16 protein-coding genes are annotated in these 16,387 nt (G+C 70.1%); 9 read left to right on the top strand and 7 right to left on the bottom strand.

The window, feature by feature from the left end:
* The first annotated feature begins 368 nt into the window (after positions 1-368).
* From AB0D99_RS34475 to AB0D99_RS34465, 3 genes are read left to right on the top strand one after another with little or no spacing between them, the layout of a single operon-like run.
* Entirely contained in the window at positions 369-2,666 is a 2,298-nt protein-coding gene (locus tag AB0D99_RS34475) for an RNA degradosome polyphosphate kinase (RefSeq protein WP_362371730.1), read from the top strand.
* Positions 2,653-3,645 (top strand): CHAD domain-containing protein, encoded by a 993-nt coding sequence (locus AB0D99_RS34470; RefSeq protein WP_362371727.1) that lies wholly within the window; start codon positions 2,653-2,655, stop codon positions 3,643-3,645. Before AB0D99_RS34475 ends, AB0D99_RS34470 begins: the two co-directional genes overlap by 14 nt.
* Complete coding sequence (locus AB0D99_RS34465) at positions 3,642-4,055, top strand: NUDIX hydrolase (RefSeq protein ID WP_362371725.1); 414 nt, start codon at positions 3,642-3,644, stop codon at positions 4,053-4,055. The genes AB0D99_RS34470 and AB0D99_RS34465 overlap by 4 nt, the downstream gene beginning before the upstream one ends.
* Here AB0D99_RS34465 and AB0D99_RS34460 read toward each other — a convergent pair whose 3' ends face one another.
* Entirely contained in the window at positions 4,056-5,744 is a 1,689-nt protein-coding gene (locus AB0D99_RS34460; protein WP_362371722.1) for a recombinase family protein, read from the bottom strand.
* 335 nt (positions 5,745-6,079) lie between these two features.
* Here AB0D99_RS34460 and pstS point away from each other — a divergent pair, with 335 nt between their 5' ends.
* The 4 genes from pstS (at position 6,080) to pstB (ending at position 10,184) form a co-directional block, all read left to right on the top strand.
* A complete protein-coding gene (gene pstS / locus AB0D99_RS34455; protein ID WP_362371719.1) occupies positions 6,080-7,216 on the top strand; it encodes a phosphate ABC transporter substrate-binding protein PstS in 1,137 nt (378 codons plus the stop codon).
* Between the two features lie 112 nt (positions 7,217-7,328).
* A complete protein-coding gene (gene pstC / locus AB0D99_RS34450; RefSeq protein ID WP_362371716.1) occupies positions 7,329-8,306 on the top strand; it encodes a phosphate ABC transporter permease subunit PstC in 978 nt (325 codons plus the stop codon).
* On the top strand, positions 8,303-9,379 hold the full coding sequence (gene pstA, locus AB0D99_RS34445) for a phosphate ABC transporter permease PstA (RefSeq protein ID WP_362371713.1): 1,077 nt from the start codon (positions 8,303-8,305) through the stop codon (positions 9,377-9,379). The genes pstC and pstA overlap by 4 nt, the downstream gene beginning before the upstream one ends.
* A gap of 28 nt (positions 9,380-9,407) precedes the next feature.
* Entirely contained in the window at positions 9,408-10,184 is a 777-nt protein-coding gene (pstB, locus tag AB0D99_RS34440) for a phosphate ABC transporter ATP-binding protein PstB (RefSeq protein ID WP_329118039.1), read from the top strand.
* A 375-nt stretch (positions 10,185-10,559) separates the two neighbouring features.
* Here the strand turns inward: pstB and AB0D99_RS34435 are convergent, their stop codons facing one another.
* On the bottom strand, positions 10,560-11,558 hold the full coding sequence (locus AB0D99_RS34435; protein ID WP_362371710.1) for an inorganic phosphate transporter: 999 nt from the start codon (positions 11,556-11,558) through the stop codon (positions 10,560-10,562).
* A gap of 6 nt (positions 11,559-11,564) precedes the next feature.
* Entirely contained in the window at positions 11,565-12,185 is a 621-nt protein-coding gene (locus AB0D99_RS34430; protein ID WP_362371707.1) for a DUF47 family protein, read from the bottom strand.
* Between the two features lie 192 nt (positions 12,186-12,377).
* On the opposite strand from AB0D99_RS34430, the gene AB0D99_RS34425 reads away from it, so the two are divergent.
* Positions 12,378-12,734 (top strand): metal-sensitive transcriptional regulator, encoded by a 357-nt coding sequence (locus AB0D99_RS34425; RefSeq protein ID WP_362371704.1) that lies wholly within the window; start codon positions 12,378-12,380, stop codon positions 12,732-12,734.
* Between the two features lie 37 nt (positions 12,735-12,771).
* Here the strand turns inward: AB0D99_RS34425 and AB0D99_RS34420 are convergent, their stop codons facing one another.
* Both AB0D99_RS34420 and AB0D99_RS34415 read right to left on the bottom strand, forming a co-directional pair.
* Positions 12,772-12,954: a hypothetical protein gene (locus AB0D99_RS34420; protein WP_362371701.1), complete on the bottom strand. Its 183-nt coding sequence runs from the start codon at positions 12,952-12,954 to the stop codon at positions 12,772-12,774.
* Between the two features lie 102 nt (positions 12,955-13,056).
* Positions 13,057-13,875, bottom strand: a complete 819-nt coding sequence (locus tag AB0D99_RS34415) for a hypothetical protein (RefSeq protein ID WP_362371698.1) — start codon at positions 13,873-13,875, stop codon at positions 13,057-13,059.
* A 100-nt stretch (positions 13,876-13,975) separates the two neighbouring features.
* Here AB0D99_RS34415 and AB0D99_RS34410 point away from each other — a divergent pair, with 100 nt between their 5' ends.
* Positions 13,976-14,149 carry a hypothetical protein gene (locus AB0D99_RS34410; protein ID WP_362371695.1) on the top strand — a complete coding sequence of 58 codons (174 nt, stop codon included), beginning with the start codon at positions 13,976-13,978 and terminating at the stop codon, positions 14,147-14,149.
* Positions 14,150-14,209: 60 nt separating this feature from the next.
* Here AB0D99_RS34410 and AB0D99_RS34405 read toward each other — a convergent pair whose 3' ends face one another.
* Together AB0D99_RS34405 and AB0D99_RS34400 are read right to left on the bottom strand one after the other, a co-directional pair.
* Positions 14,210-14,920 (bottom strand): phosphatase PAP2 family protein, encoded by a 711-nt coding sequence (locus AB0D99_RS34405; RefSeq protein ID WP_362371692.1) that lies wholly within the window; start codon positions 14,918-14,920, stop codon positions 14,210-14,212.
* 182 nt (positions 14,921-15,102) lie between these two features.
* Positions 15,103-16,146, bottom strand: a complete 1,044-nt coding sequence (locus AB0D99_RS34400) for a bifunctional lytic transglycosylase/C40 family peptidase (RefSeq protein WP_362371689.1) — start codon at positions 16,144-16,146, stop codon at positions 15,103-15,105.
* Positions 16,147-16,387: the final 241 nt, after the last annotated feature.

Below are 16,387 nucleotides of genomic sequence, written 5' to 3'. Positions count from 1 at the left end.
GTTCTCGCCCTCCCTCTGGGGTCCCTCGCGCTGTTCGTCGCGTTCGGCGACCTGGGGGCCGCGCACGCCATCGTCCTGTTTTCTCCGCCGGCGGGGGGGGGGGGGGGGCCCCCCCCGCCCCCCCCCCCCGACCCCCGCCCACGCGCCCCCGGAACGCACCCGCCGGCGGGCCGCACCCCCGGCACGGGCCGCCCACGGACGCCCGCACGTCATGTCGTCGTTACCGGCCATTCAGAAGCGCTTGCGACGCTCACGCAATGAAGCCCGCCGTGCCTCCTCCCGCCAAGGGGCTCCCCAAAGGGAGACTTCCCTCGCCCACGGCCCGCTCCGACGCGCCCGACCACCCCTTCGCGCGGAAGAATGGGGTCATGAGCCAGCAGCCCGCCGAGGTCCCGGTCCAGTCCAACGCCAAGCCGTCCAAGCGGACGTCCAAGCAGGCGTCCACGCAGACGCCCCAGCGCGACGGCGAGCCGACCACACAGCCGTCCGTCGGATCCATAGCCGCACACCGTTCCCAGACGGTCAGCACCGGCCGCGCGACGGACCTGGAGCCCGATCTGGACGCCGACCTCGACGCCTACGAGGACGACGGCGCCGAGGGCGAACTCCCCCAGGGACGCTTCCTCGACCGCGAGCGCAGCTGGCTCGCCTTCAACGAACGCGTCCTCGAACTGGCCGAGGACCCGAACACCCCCCTCCTCGAACGGGCTAATTTCCTCGCCATCTTCGCGTCGAACCTCGACGAGTTCTTCATGGTGCGCGTCGCCGGCCTCAAGCGCCGCATCGCCACCGGAGTCGCCACCCGCTCCGCCTCCGGCCTGCAGCCCCGCGAGGTCCTCGACCTCATCTGGACCCGCTCGCGCGAACTCATGGCCCGGCACGCCGCCTGCTACCAGCAGGACGTCGCCCCGGCCCTCGCCGACGAAGGCATCCACCTCATCCGCTGGCCCGAACTCACGGAGAAGGAGCAGGCCCGCCTCTTCACCCTCTTCCGGCAGCAGATCTTCCCGGTCCTCACCCCGCTGGCCGTGGACCCCGCACACCCCTTCCCGTACATCTCCGGCCTGTCCCTCAACCTGGCCGTGGTCGTACGCAATCCGGTCAGCGGCCACCGCCACTTCGCCCGCGTCAAGGTGCCCCCGCTGCTCTCCCGCTTCCTGGAAGCCTCCCCCGAGCGCTACGTCCCGCTGGAGGACGTCATCGCCGCGCACCTGGAGGAGCTCTTCCCCGGCATGGAGGTGCTGGCCCACCACATGTTCCGGGTGACCAGGAACGAGGACCTGGAAGTCGAGGAGGACGACGCCGAGAACCTGCTCCAGGCCCTGGAGAAGGAGCTGCTGCGCCGCCGCTTCGGCCCGCCGGTCCGCCTGGAGGTCGAGGAGTCCATCGACCCGTACGTCCTCGACCTGCTCGTCCGCGAACTCAAGGTCTCCGACGCCGAGGTCTACCCGCTGCCCGGCCCGCTCGACCTCACCGGCCTCTTCGGCATCGCCTCCCTCGACCGGCCCGAGCTGAAGTACCCCAAGTTCGTCGCCGGCACCCACCGGGACCTCGCCGAGGTCGAGTCCGCCTCCGCGCCCGACATCTTCATGGCACTGCGCGAACGGGACGTGCTCCTGCACCACCCCTACGACTCCTTCTCCACCTCCGTCCAGGCGTTCCTGGAGCAGGCGGCGGCCGACCCGGACGTCCTCGCGATCAAGCAGACGCTCTACCGCACCTCCGGCAAGTCCCCGATCGTCGACGCCCTCATCGACGCCGCCGAGAGCGGCAAGCAGGTCCTCGTCCTCGTCGAGATCAAGGCCCGCTTCGACGAACAGGCCAACATCAAGTGGGCACGCAAGCTGGAGGAGGCCGGCTGCCACGTCGTCTACGGCCTCGTCGGCCTGAAGACCCACTGCAAGCTGTCGCTCGTCGTCCGGCAGGAGGGCGAGGTACTGCGCCGCTACTCCCACGTCGGCACCGGCAACTACCACCCCAAGACGGCCCGGCTCTACGAGGACCTCGGCCTGCTCACCGCCGACCCGCAGGTCGGCGCGGACCTCTCCGACCTCTTCAACCGGCTCTCCGGCTACTCCCGCCGCGAGACCTACCGCCGGCTCCTCACCGCCCCGAAGTCCCTGCGCGACGGACTGGTCTCCCGGATCCACAAGGAGATCGCCCACCACCGCGCCGGCCGGCCCGCCTACGTCCGGATCAAGGTCAACTCGATGGTCGACGAGGCGGTCATCGACGCCTGCTACCGGGCCTCGCAGGCGGGCGTCCCCGTCGACATCTGGGTCCGCGGCATCTGCGCGATCCGCCCCGGAGTCGCCGGACTCTCCGAGAACATCCGGGTCCGCTCCGTCCTCGGCCGCTTCCTGGAACACTCCCGGATCTTCGCCTTCGGCAACGGCGGCGAACCCGAGGTCTGGCTCGGCAGCGCCGACATGATGCACCGCAACCTGGACCGGCGGATCGAAGCCCTCGTCCGGGTCTCCGACCCGGCCCACCGGGCGGCCCTCACCCGGCTCCTGGAGACCGGGATGTCCGACACCACCTCCTCCTGGCACCTCGGCCCGGACGGGAACTGGACGCGGCACGCGACCGACCCGGACGGCCAGCCGCTGCGGCACGTCCAGGAGATGCTCATCGACGCGCGGAGGCGCCGGCGTGCACAACCCTGACCACCTCTCCGCCACCACGGGCGTCACGGCCGGTGAGGTCATCGCCCCCTACCTCCAGGCGCGGGCCGCGGACTTCCTCCGCGGACTGCGCCTGCACACCGAGAGCGGGGCGGACACGACCGGCTCCGAGGTCGCCGCCCGGTCCCTCCGGGCGGCCGCCCGCCGCATCAGCGGGACCCTGCACACCTTCCGGCCGCTCCTCGACGCCGGCTGGGCCGACCAGCTGCGCACCGAGCTCGCCTGGCTGTCGGGAACGCTCGCCCTCGAACACGCCTGCACCTCCCGGCTCGTCCGGCTGGTGGACGCACTGTCCCGCCTGTCGAGCGGCGGCGGGCCGGTGCCCGCCGCTCGCGGCGTCACCGACGGGCCCGGACTCACGGTCGGCGCCGCCCGCGCGGGCGCCCTCCTCGAACGCCAGCTCACCCTGGCCCGCACGCGCGCCCACTCGGCGGCGCTCCAGGCACTCGGCTCCGCCCGCTTCCACGCGGTCGCGGACGCCGTCGCGCTCCTGGCCTCCGAGGTACCGCTGGGGCCCGCGGGGGCGGCCCCGGCGGTGGAGGTCCTCGACGCGCCGGCCGCGGTCGTCGAACGCCGGCTCACGGACGCCGTCGCCGACCTGCCGCTGGCCCGCGCGGCCCACCCGTACAACGCGGACGCCCTCGCGCTCGCGGCCGGCGAGGCCCAGGACGCGCCCTGGCACCAGACCCGACTCCTGCTGCGGCTGCACCGCTACGCCTGCGAGGTCCTGCCCGGCCCGGGCCCCGACCCGGCCCTCTACGAGTCCGGCCGCGCCCTCGACCGGCACCGCGACGCCTCCGAGGCCGCCACCGCGGCCGCCACGGCGGCCCGCACCCCCCGCATCGCCCCGGCCACCGCGTACGCCCTCGGCGTCCTCCACGCGGACCAACGCCACGAGGTCGAGGCCGCCAGATTCGCCTTCCAACGCGCCTGGCACCACACGACGGCCCCGGTCCCGTGATCCTCGCGGCGGGGTGTCTGCTGTGGCGGCGGTCCCCCTCCGGGGAGGGCATCGAACTCGCCGTGGTCTATCGGCCGAAGTGGGCGGACTGGTCGCATCCGAAAGGCAAGCTGAAGCGCGGCGAGGGCGCCCGAGAGGCCGCGGTCCGCGAGGTGCTGGAAGAGACGGGCATGACGTGCGAACTCGGTACGGAGTTGCCCACCGTCCGCTACCTGGTGGAAGGGCGCCCCAAGGAGGTCCGCTACTGGGCGGCCAGAGCGACTCACGGCTCGTTCGAGCCGAACCGTGAGGTGTCGGCCATCGCCTGGCTCACCCCTGCGGCCACACGCGACCGGCTGACGCGAGCGCGGGACAGGGAACTCGTCGACGCCCTGCTCAGCGCCCTTCGGGCCTCCGGGGACGTGCGGTGATCACGCGCCGGCTTCATCCCGGCGGCCTCGACCGACACGTCCGTCGCGCCACGTGATCGTGAGGAGTCCGGGGTCGAACGGAGCCTTGTCGCTGACACCCATCGGAATCGGCTGGACCACGACGGCACGGAACACCTGTGCGATCACCTCGCGTCGCTCCGCCGGCTCCATCCGCTCCCACTTGGCTCGCGTCCACCCCCGCAGGAGGTTTCTCCGCGCCTCGGCCTTCAGGTGATCACGCTCCTCGTGCTCCAGAGCCGCGATGTTCCGGTCCAGCCGCGCCATGCGATGACGCGCACGGCTCCGGTCGACGCCTCCCGAGTCGACGCACTCCTGGATGTCCCGACGCTGCCTGCGCAGGTTCGCCAGTACCGCGTCGCCCCGCCAAGGGGTGCCGTCGGCCTCGGTACCGGCGAAGCGCTCGTCCAGGTACGCGAGCATCAGGCCCTCGAGGTAGGCGTCCACCGACGCCACCTTCCGACCGATGCCCCGACAATTCGCGTCCCCGCAACGGTAGTAGTCGCCGTACTTGGCGTTCCTGCCCGTGGCCCTGTTGCCCGCGAGTTTCGCGTGGCAGACCTCCTGGGCGTCGTTGATCCGGCCGCAGCGCAGGACACCGGAGAACAAGTAGGAGGGTCCTCGCATCGCCTCCATGGACCGCGGCGCGTTCCCGACCTGCCTCAGCCCCCTGAGCGGACGCTTCGCCCCGACGCCCGCCATGATGCTCTTCCACGCCTCGTAACCGACACCATGGGTCTCCTCATCGGCGTGATCCCACTCCCCGATCACCGGCTCAGCAGTGATCGGGTCCACGACGAGCCCGCCGTCGAGAACCCGGCCGCCCCACCACGCCGGGTTGGTGACGAGGCCCCTCACTCCCTGCTCGGTCCAGCGTCCGCCCCGAGCGGTCCTGACCCCCGCCCTGTTCAGATCACCCGTGATGCCGCGCCAGGACCGTCCCGCGCAGCGGGCTTCGATCATGCCGATGAGGTGGGGAAACTCCTCCAGGTCCGCGTGCTTGTTGCCGACCCGGCAGGGATCCTTCGACGCGCCGAGCCAGCCGAATCGGCGGGGCCCGCCGTAGACCTTCCCCTCCTCGGCCCGGTCCGAGGCGTTGCGCATGGTCCGCTTGCGCAGCTTGTCCATCTCGGCGTCCCCGGCTCCTGCGGTGTCCGCGGCTGCCACGACCGTCGCGACGGCTTCGGACAGGTCGACGAACGCGTCACCTTCGATGAAGACCCCGTCACCGGCCATCGCCAACGCGTCCTGGAATGCGACGAAGTCACGCGGCAGGCGATACACCCGCTCCCGCTCGACGGCGACGCAGCCCCGGACCGGAATGCCCGTCTCGGCCTCATGCCCGTGTGACAGGTCACGGCACATCTGCAGGAACGCCCGGCGGCCGCCATCACGCGCGGCGGCGGTGATGTTGTTGTCCTCGTAGTGCAGCACGACCACGCAGTCATGCCGCTCCGCGCTTCTGATGTTGTTCCTGTGCTGACGTCCCACACCGATCGCCTCGCCGTCCAGGCGATCCGCGGAGATGCGGGCATAGGAGATCAAGGGTGTGCGGCCGTCCAGCCATGTCTCCAGGTCACCCCCTTCCGCCAACCAGACCCGAAGAGCGGGGGTCACGTACGAGCGGGAGAACGTCTTGGACGGCCGGGCCGGATTGCGGGTGTCGATCACCTGAACAGAGTAATCAGTCCGTCACTTTACGTGATACGACGTCGGAAACACCCCAAGGGCAAGGTGGCCGGGATGCCCAGTGAGCACATGCCCGAGCGCACCTCGGGCAGGGGCAACACGACCCACCCGCCGAGCCGTCCCGCACCGCGCCTTCCGGCACGGTTCACTTGCCGTTCACTCTCCCCCGTCGGCCGCTTCACCTGTTCTGCCTAATTTCGGCCGTACAAGGTGCACAGGCACAGCACTGCACTGCACCCACAACCCCGACACACGCCGCCGTGAACGTTCAGGACACCCGGTCCGCGGCAGGCGGCTTCTGGAAGGAACACCCGAAAGTGAAGCTTTCGCGCATGAACGGGCTTCGCGCCTCCGCGATCGGTGCCCTCGTCGTGTCCGGCGCCCTCGTCCTGTCGGCGTGTGGTTCGGACGACAACAGCGGCACCGCCCCGAACGGCGACAAGACCTCCGCCGCCGCGTCGAACATCAAGTGCGAGGGGGCCAAGGGCCAGCTCCTCGCCGCGGGCTCCTCCGCGCAGAAGAACGCCATGGACCTCTGGGTCAAGAACTTCCAGTCCGCCTGTGAGGGTGTCGAGGTCAACTACCAGGCCATCGGCTCCGGCGGCGGCATCACCAAGTTCAACCAGGGCCAGGTCGCCTTCGCGGGCTCCGACTCCGCCCTGAAGGAGGAAGAGGTCGCCGAGTCGGCGAAGATCTGCAAGACCGGCAAGGGCGTCAACCTGCCCATGGTCGGTGGCCCCATCGCCATCGGCTACAAGCTGGACGGCGTGGACAACCTGGTCCTCGACGCCCCCACCATCGCCAAGATCTTCAACACCGACATCAAGAAGTGGAACGACCCGGCGATCGCCAAGCTGAACCCGGGCGCCAAGCTGCCCGACAGCAACATCCAGGCGTTCCACCGCTCCGACGAGTCGGGCACCACCCAGAACCTGGGCAAGTACCTCTCCACCGCCGCCCCGGCCGAGTGGAAGCACGACCCGAAGTCGAAGTCGTGGCCCGCCCCGGGCGGCCAGGCCGCCAACGGCTCCTCCGGTGTCGCCACCGCGGTCAAGGACGCCGAGGGCTCCATCGGCTACTTCGAGCTCTCCTACGCGACCGCCAACAAGATCTCCACGGTCTCCGTCAACACCGGCGCCGCCGCTCCGGTCGCCGCGACCACGGAGAACGCCTCGAAGGCCATCGCAGCCGCCAAGGTCAAGGGCAGCGGCAGCGACATGGCCCTCTCCCTCGACTACGCGACCAAGGCCGAGGGCGCCTACCCGCTCGTCCTGGTCACCTACCAGATCGCCTGCGACAAGGGCAACAAGGCGGAGACCCTGCCGACCCTGAAGGCGTTCCTGAACTACGCGATCAGCGAGGACGGCCAGAAGGTCCTGTCCGACGCCGGTTACGCCCCGATGCCGGCCGAGATCGCGGCCAAGGTCCGCGAGATCGTCCCCACCCTGTCCTGATCCCCGGCCGGAGCCGGTCCGTCGGCCACCACCGACGGACCTGCCCCGGCATCCGGTGCACCGCCGCCAGGAGCCCGTACCTCCGTACGACTCCGCAGACCGGAGAGTCAGAATGGTTACGACAGCCACACCACCCATAGAAGAGGGCCGGCGCGCCAAGAGCGCCACCCGCCCCGGAGACCGGATCTTCCTCGGTCTGTCCCGCGGATCCGGCATCACGCTCCTCGTGATCATGGCCGCCATCGCGGGCTTCCTCACCTACCGCGCGATCCTCGCGATCTCGCAGGACTCCACGAACTTCTTCACCACCTTCGAGTGGAACCCGGCCGGCAGCCCGCCCGTCTTCGGCATCGCCGTCCTGGCGTTCGGCACGGTCGTCTCGTCGATCATCGCCATGGTCATCGCCGTGCCGGTCGCGATCGGCATCGCGCTCTTCATCTCGCACTACGCCCCGCGCAAGCTGGCCAAGCCGCTCGCGTACGTGGTCGACCTGCTCGCCGCCGTGCCCAGCATCATCTACGGCCTCTGGGGCGCGATCTTCCTGGTCCCGTACCTCGACGGCCTCAACAAGTGGCTCGACGAGTACTTCGGCTGGACCTACATCTTCGACAAGGCCAGCGACGGCGTCGCCCGCAACATGTTCACCGTGGGCATCCTGCTGGCGATCATGATCCTGCCGATCATCACCAACGTGACCCGCGAGGTCTTCCTCCAGGTCCCGAAGATGCACGAAGAGGCCGCCCTCGCCCTCGGCGCCACGCGCTGGGAGGTCATCCGGATGTCGGTCCTTCCCTTCGGCCGCTCCGGCATCATCTCCGCCTCGATGCTGGGCCTCGGCCGCGCGCTCGGCGAGACGATGGCCGTCGCCGTCGTGCTCTCGCCCAGCTTCATCCTCTCGGGCCACCTGCTCGACCCGGGCGGCGGCACCTTCGCCCAGAACATCGCCGCGAAGTTCAACGAGGCCAACGAGTTCGGGCGTGACGCCCTGATCGCCTCCGGCCTGGTCCTCTTCGTCATCACCCTGCTGGTCAACGGCGCGGCCCGGTGGATCATCGCCCGCCGCAAGGAGTACTCGGGGGCCAACGCATGAGCCACGCCGTACAGGACCGTCCGCCCGTGAAGAGCGTCGTCACCCACGACCCGCTCAAGCACGCCCGGCTCCCCCGCTGGACCCCGTTCGCCGTCGCCCTGGGATCGATCGCGGCCGCCGTCGGCCTCGGTCTCGCGGCCGGCTGGCACAGCCGCGTCCAGTGGGGCCTGATCGCCGCGCTGTTCTTCGTCATCGCGACGTACGCGATCACCACCAAGGTCGAGGGCTCCCGCCAGGCCAAGGACCGGGTCGCGACCAGCCTCGTCTGGGTCTGCTTCATCCTCGCCGTGGTCCCGCTGCTCTCCCTCGCGTGGGTCACCGTCAGCAAGGGCATGGAAGTCCTCGACCCGTACTTCCTGACTCACTCGATGAACGGCGTCCTCGACGCCGAGGCCGGCGGCGGTGTCTACCACGCGCTGCTCGGCACCATCGAGCAGGTCCTCATCGCGACCCTGATCGCCGCGCCGATCGGTCTGCTGACCGCGGTCTACCTCGTCGAGTACGGCACCGGGAAGCTCGCCCAGGCGGTCACCTTCTTCGTCGACGTCATGACGGGCATCCCGTCGATCGTCGCGGGTCTGTTCATCCTCGCCACCTGGAATCTGATGCTGGGCTTCGGGCCCTCCGGATTCGCCGGCGCGATGGCCCTCGCGATCCTGATGATGCCGGTCGTGGTCCGCTCCACCGAGGAGATGCTCAAGCTCGTCCCGAACGAGCTGCGCGAGGCCTCCCTCGCACTCGGCATCCCGAAGTGGCGCACGATCCTGAAGGTGGTCCTGCCCACCGCGATCGGCGGCATCACCACGGGCGTCATGCTCGCGGTCGCCCGCATCACCGGTGAGACGGCCCCCGTCCTGCTCCTCGTGTTCGGTACGAAGCTCATCAACCCGAACCCCTTCGAAGGCGCCCAGTCCTCCCTGCCGCTCTACGTGTACGAGCAGTACGCGGTCGGCACCGACGCGGCCGTGGCCCGTGCCTGGGCCGCTGCGCTCGTCCTGATCGCCTTCGTCATGATCCTCAACCTGGTGGCCCGCGGCATCGCCCGCTGGAAGGCCCCGAAGACCGGCCGCTGACCGCGGTCACCTCTGGAAGTGAATTGATATGGCCAAGCGAATCGACGTCAGCGGCCTCTCCGCCTACTACGGCGCCCACAAGGCGATCGACGACATCTCCATGACCGTCGAGCCCCGCTCGGTGACGGCCTTCATCGGCCCCTCCGGCTGCGGCAAGTCCACGTTCCTGCGCACCCTGAACCGTATGCACGAGGTGACCCCCGGCGGCCGCGTCGAGGGCAAGGTGATGCTGGACGACGAGAACCTGTACGGCTCCCACGTCGACCCGGTCGCCGTGCGCCGCACGGTCGGCATGGTGTTCCAGCGGCCGAACCCGTTCCCGACGATGTCGATCTTCGACAACGTGGCGGCGGGCCTGCGGCTGAACGGCTCGTACAAGAAGTCCCAGCTCAACGACATCGTCGAGCGCTCCCTCAAGGGCGCGAACCTGTGGAACGAGGTCAAGGACCGCCTGAACAAGCCGGGCTCCGGCCTCTCCGGTGGTCAGCAGCAGCGTCTGTGCATCGCCCGCGCGATCGCGGTCGAGCCCGACGTCCTGCTGATGGACGAGCCCTGCTCGGCCCTGGACCCGATCTCGACGCTGGCGATCGAGGACCTGATCGGCGAGCTGAAGGAGCGCTTCACGATCGTCATCGTGACGCACAACATGCAGCAGGCCGCCCGTGTCTCGGACCGTACGGCGTTCTTCAACCTCTCGGCCGTGGGCCAGCCCGGCAAGCTGATCGAGCTGGACGACACCGAGCGCATCTTCTCCAACCCGAGCGTCCAGGCGACCGAGGACTACATCTCCGGCCGCTTCGGATAGCCCACAGACCATGCGGCGGAGCCGCGTGGCGTGTCGCGGTGCTGCATGGCGGTGCCACCGCGGACGACAAGGGCCCGGCTCCCCTACCAGGGGAGCCGGGCCCGAACCTTTTGTCCGCCCGCCGTGGGCGACCGCCGTGGGCGACCGCCGTGGGCAACCGCCGTGGGCAACCACCGTGGGCGACCGCAGTGCCTCGCCGGATACGGGAGGGATACGGGAGGCGAGCCAGGAGGCGTGGTGCCGGGGCACGGCCTCCGGCGCCGGTCGTCGCGGCCGCGTCCCCGGGACCTGGGGCGCGCGGCAGGCGCCCCGACGCACGAAGGGCGGGCGCACGACGCGCCCGCCCTCATGCCCGGCCCTCGGGCCGTCCCGCCGTCAGCCGAAGAACAGCTGCACCACGTAGAAGCTCGCCGCCGCGACCAGCGCAGCCGCCGGCATCGTGATGAACCAGCCCAGGATGATGTTCTTCGCGACACCCCACCGCACCGCGTTCACCCGCTTCGTCGCCCCCACACCCATGATCGCGGAGGTGATGACGTGCGTCGTGGAGATCGGCGCGTGGAAGATGAAGGCCGAGCCGAACATGATCGACGCGCCCGTCGTCTCCGCCGCGAACCCCTGCGGCGGGTCGAGCTCGATGATCTTCCGGCCGAGGGTCCGCATGATCCGCCAGCCACCCGCGTACGTACCGAGCGACAGCATCACCGCACAAGCGATCTTCACCCACACCGGGATGTCGTCGCCCGACTGCTGCACGTCCGCGATGACCAGGGCCATCACCACGATGCCCATCGTCTTCTGCGCGTCCTGCAGACCGTGGCCGAGCGCCATGCCCGCCGCCGACACCGTCTGGGCGATACGGAAGCCGCGCTTCGCCTTGTGCGGGTTCGCCTTGCGGAAGATCCACATGATCAGGCACATGACCAGGTAGCCGGCGACGAGGCCGACGACCGGGGAGATGAACATCGGGATGACGATCTTGTCGAGCACGCCACCCCAGATGACCTCCGTACCGCCGGCCAGCGCCGCGCCCACCATGCCGCCGAACAGGGCGTGCGAGGAGGACGACGGCAGACCGAAGTACCAGGTCACCAGGTTCCAGATGATCGCGCCGACCAGCGCGGCGAAGAGGATGCCCATCCCCTTGTCGCCGTGCGGCGTCTCGATCAGGCCCTCACTGACGGTCTTCGCGACCCCGCTGCCGAGGAAGGCTCCGGCGAGGTTCATCACCGCCGCCATCGCCAGCGCCGCCCGCGGGGTCAGCGCCCGGGTCGACACGGAGGTGGCGATGGCGTTGGCCGAGTCGTGGAAGCCGTTCGTATACGTGAAGCCGAGCGCGACACCGATGGTCACGATCAGCGCAAAGGTGTCCACGAAGCCTCAGGACTCCTTGACCGCGATGGTCTCCACGGTGTTCGCCACATGCTCGAAGGCGTCGGCCGCCTCTTCCAGCACGTCCACGATCTGCTTGAGCTTCAGCACCTCGATGGCGTCGTACTTGCCGTTGAAGAGATGGGCGAGCAGCTTGCGGTGGATCTGGTCGGCCTGGTTCTCGAGCCGGTTGACCTCGATCCAGTACTCGGTGAGGTTGGACATCGTCCGCAGGTTCGGCATCGCCTCGGCCGTCAGCACGGCAGCGCGGGACAGCACCTCGATCTGCTGCTCGACACCCTTGGGGAGCTCCTCGACGTTGTAGAGGACGACCAGGTCGACGGCCTCCTCCATGAAGTCCATGATGTCGTCGAGGGACGACGCGAGGGAGTAGATGTCCTCGCGGTCGAACGGCGTGATGAAGGAGGAGTTCAGCTGGTGGAAGATCGCGTGGGTGGCGTCGTCACCGGCGTGTTCCGCTGCCCGCATCCGCTCTGCGATCTCGGCCCGGGCGGACGTGTCCGCTCCGAGCAGTTCCATCAGGAGCTTCGAGCCCGTGACGATGTTGTCCGCGGACGCGGCGAACATGTCGTAGAAGCTCGTCTCCCTGGGGGTCAGACGAAATCGCACGTGGGGTCCTCGGGGTGCTGGGTTGGGTCAGGCTGATGCTAGGCGCATCATCCGGCCACGGCTAACCGGCGTCCCTTCAGTGTCGCCCATCAGGCACAGTGATCTGCACGGGCCCCCGCCCGGATCGGCGGGGATCGGTACCATATACCCACGAGGGGTATACACACCCTTTCTGGACAACGGGAGGACGCGATGACGACCACCGAGGCGGCCGAGCTCACCCCCGAGCCCGTCGGGGCCGCCGAGCCCGCCGACCACGACCACGGCGTGCACGGCTACCACAAGCAGAAGGACGAGCACCTCAAGCGGCTGCGCCGGATCGAGGGCCAGATCCGCGGTCTGCAGCGGATGGTCGACGAGGACACGTACTGCATCGACATACTCACGCAGGTCTCGGCCTCGACGAAGGCCCTGCAGTCCTTCGCGCTCCAGCTCCTGGAGGAGCACCTGCGGCACTGCGTCGCCGACGCGGCGATGAAGGGCGGCGACGAGATCGACGCCAAGGTCGAGGAGGCCACCAAGGCCATCGCGCGGATGATGCGCACCTGAGCTCCCGGGGCCGGGCCGACCGGCCCGGCCCGGTCGGTCAGCGGCAGTCCGCCCGCTCCGTCGCGACCCGCAGCACCTCGTCGATACGGTCCGCGCTCAGCCGCTCCCCGTCGGCCGCCGATGCCGCGATGATCAGTTCGCCGCACAGCTCGATCTCGGCGAGTGCGACGCAGTCCTGGTCAGTGGGCACTGTCGCGGTACTGGGCGGAGCCACGCGCATTCACCTCTTCCTGCCGGAGTCGGTCTCCCAGCGTAGGGAGCGCGGTACGCACCGCGCATGACACGTCCGGACCATTTGGGAATGGCCTGCGCGCGGCCCCCGCTACACCTCGACCTTCCCGGCGTAGATGTCCTTCCGGTCCGGCAGCCGTACGTCGACGGCGGCGCCGAACCCGTACAGCAGCGTCGTCGACGCGACGGCGACCGTACGGCCCTTGTTGGCGAAGCTGAACTGGTGGCGGACCTTCCGCAGCCGGCCCTCGTGGTCGAGATAGGCGTCGAAGGGCACGGTGTCCTTGGCGAACCCTTTCGCCGCGGCGGCGAGCGCGCCCCGCACCTGCGGCGAGGCGACGCGGGCGGCCGCGGCGATGTCCGTGATCCCGCGGTAGTGGCTGACTTTCACCCCTGCCAGATCGACTTCGCCGACGTAGGTCACCCGCTGCGCGCCGCGCAGCAGTTCGGCGGCGGCGGCCGGGTCGGTGGCCCCGCCGGTGATGAGGTTGCCGTCGTCGAGGGTGGTGGTGTCCACGCGCACCCACTTGTCGGCGGGGACGCCGGCGCCGCGGTTCTTCATGTAGAGGGCGCCGGGTGCGAGCAGCTCGGTGATGGGCCGGTGCTCCGAGGCCCCGGCGGCGTCCTTGGGCAGGACGACCTGGATCCGGCCGGTGCGGCGGCGGAAGTCGTATCCGCCCTCGCCCCTGATGGTGACCCGGGTTCCGCCGGCGGCCATCTCCATGCTGGTGCTCGCCTTGGAGGTGCCGGCCCGGGTGAGGACCTCGGCCGCGTCCCGTACGGTCTTCGTCGGATCGCCGCTCGGTTTGGCGTCCTCGGGGGCGGAGCATCCGCCCGTCGCCACCGCGACGACCAGGGCCGCCGCGACGGCGGGGGAGCCGCCCGCTCGCCCGTACCGCTGCACCACCATCGCCTGCCAACCCCCAACGCCGTGCCGCTGCTTGTCCGGGACCCGCCCGACCCGCCTAACGACGCTCCCGGCCGGTCGTCACGCGCAGTACGGTGGATCCGTGCATCAGCAGTCCCCGCATCACACGACCACGACGGAACGCGGCTCCTTCGCGATCGCCCGGTGCAGCTGTGGCTGGACGGGTCCGGCGCGCAGATCGCGGGAGAAGGCCCGGTCGGAGGCGGCGACGCACGCGGCGTCGGCGGAGGCCCCGGAGGACGGCAAACCGGCCTGACGAAGGCCCGCCCGCGACCGCGCCGGAGAACCGGCCGGTGCGGGATCGGGGCGCGTCGCCCTAGGCGGCCAGGTCGTTCTCGCCCGATCCGATGCGCGGTTCGGGGATGTCCAGTGCCTCGGGCTCCGGGCAGCGCTTCGCGGCGGTGCGGGAGCGGACCAGCCGGGCGCCGTGCCGGGAGCGGGCGACGGCGGAGATCACCGGGGTCAGCAGGGCGTGGGCGACGGGTGCGAGGAGCAGGGTGACCGCCGTACCGAGGGCGAAGCCGCCGATGACGTCGGTCGGGTAGTGCACGCCCATGTAGACGCGGCAGAAGCCCTCGGCGAAGGCGAGGGCGATGGCGGCGAGACCGAACCTCCGGTGGGCGACGAAGATCCCGACGGCGATCGCCATCGCCATCGTGGAGTGGTCGCTGACGAAGGAGAAGTCGGTCTTGCCGTCGACGAGGACTTCGAGGCCCTCGTGGTCGTTGAACGGCCGGGGCCGCTCGACGAAGCCCCGGATCGGGATGTTGATCAGCAGCGCGACACCCGCGGCGAGCGGCGCCCAGACGAGCCCCGTGACGGCGGAGACGGAGTCGTTCAGCGTGCCTCGCCGGCGGACGCTCCACCAGCACCAGAGCGCGACGAGGACGAGGCCGAGCATGATCCCGTACTCGCCGACGAACTCCATGACGCGGTCGAACCACGGCGGGGCGTCCCGCGCCAGCCCGTTGATGTCTCTGAGCAGGCTGACATCGGGGTTCGAACCATCCGATGCGAGTTCAGCCATGTGCTGCGGCCCCTTGCCTTGTCACGTGAGTCGACCGTGGCCGGTCAGTTCGGGGAACGAACCGCCTGAGGCGTGCGTTCCGCTCCTGCCCGATGATCACGACGACGTTACCGAAGAGTGATACGTCGTCGCAGCTCAGGGCCTGCGCTTTACGGAGAGTTCCGGCCATCTCCGACAGTACGTCAGCTCTGCGGCAGGTGTGTCGGCAGCGCCGACGCGCCCTCCTTCGTGACCCGCGTCGCCCCGAAGTAGTCGGGGGTGTCCATCTTGGTGAAGCGGATCACGGCCCCGGTGCGCGGGGCGTCGATCATGTAGCCGCCGCCGACGTAGATGCCGACGTGCCTGATGGCACGGGAGTTCGTCAGATCGTCGGAGAAGAAGACGAGGTCCCCCGGGAGCAGTTCGGCACGGGACGGATGCGGCCCCGCGTTGTACTGGTCGTTCGCGACGCGCGGCAGCTCGACACCGACGGTGCGGTACGCGGCCTGCGTCAGTCCGGAGCAATCGAATCGGCCATTCTGCGCGGCCGTTCCCGTACCGCCCCAGAGATAGGGCGTACCGAGCTTCTGCTGCGCGAAGTTGATCGCACCGGCGGCCTGTCGCGAGGGCTCGACCCGGCCGAGGGGCCGCGCGAAGCTCTTCTCCAGGGAACGGATGATCCGCACGTAGTTCTGCGTCTCGCTGATCCGCGGCACCCCGCCGGACTTTATGACCCGGTACGCCCCCGCGTTGTAGGCGGCGAGCATGTTGTTCGTGGCGTCGCCCGGCACGTCCTTCACATAGCCGGCCAGCTCGCAGTCGTACGAGGCGGCGGACGGGATCGCGTCGGCCGGGTCCCAGACGTCCCGGTCGCCGTCCTTGTCACCGTCGATGCCGTGACCGGCCCAGGTGCCCGGGATGAACTGGGCGATGCCCATGGCGTTGGCCGGCGAGACGACCCGCGGGTTCCAGCCGCTCTCCTGGTAGAGCTGCGCGGCGAGCAGGGCGGGGTTGATGGCGGGGCAGAGGTTCCCCCACTTCTGCACCAGCCCCTGGTACGCGGCCGGGACGGCCCCCTTGGCGAGCCCGACGGTGCCGTTCTTGGCGTCACCCGCGCCACCGATCAGACCGGCGGCGGCGGAGTAGGTCCCGACGACGAGCAGCGCGACGAAGCCGAGGCACGTCCCGAGGACACCCCCGGCCACCAGCCACACCTTGCCGGCCTTGCCAGCCTTACGCACCGTCAACCACCCCTCGGCTCCTGGCAGTACGCCCCGGACCAGTCTAGGCGGCGGGGCACCGCACGGGGCGATCCCCGACGCGCCGCCCACGCGCCGATCGGGTGGCCCGACGCGGACGGGCGACGCTCACCCCGCTGATCAGGTGACCCGCGGAGCGCATGCGCCGGTCGCGCACCCACCGGCGCTCCGCGGGCCCGCACGGGCCCCGATTGAGTACGCGTACTCAACCGCCCCGCAGCGGCGCGCC

The organism is Streptomyces sp. NPDC047971 (genome assembly GCF_040653355.1).
In the GTDB taxonomy this organism is placed as follows: Bacteria; Actinomycetota; Actinomycetes; order Streptomycetales; family Streptomycetaceae; genus Streptomyces.
The sequence above is the reverse complement of the archived record's forward strand: the minus strand, read 5'-3'. Positions and strand labels throughout refer to the sequence as shown.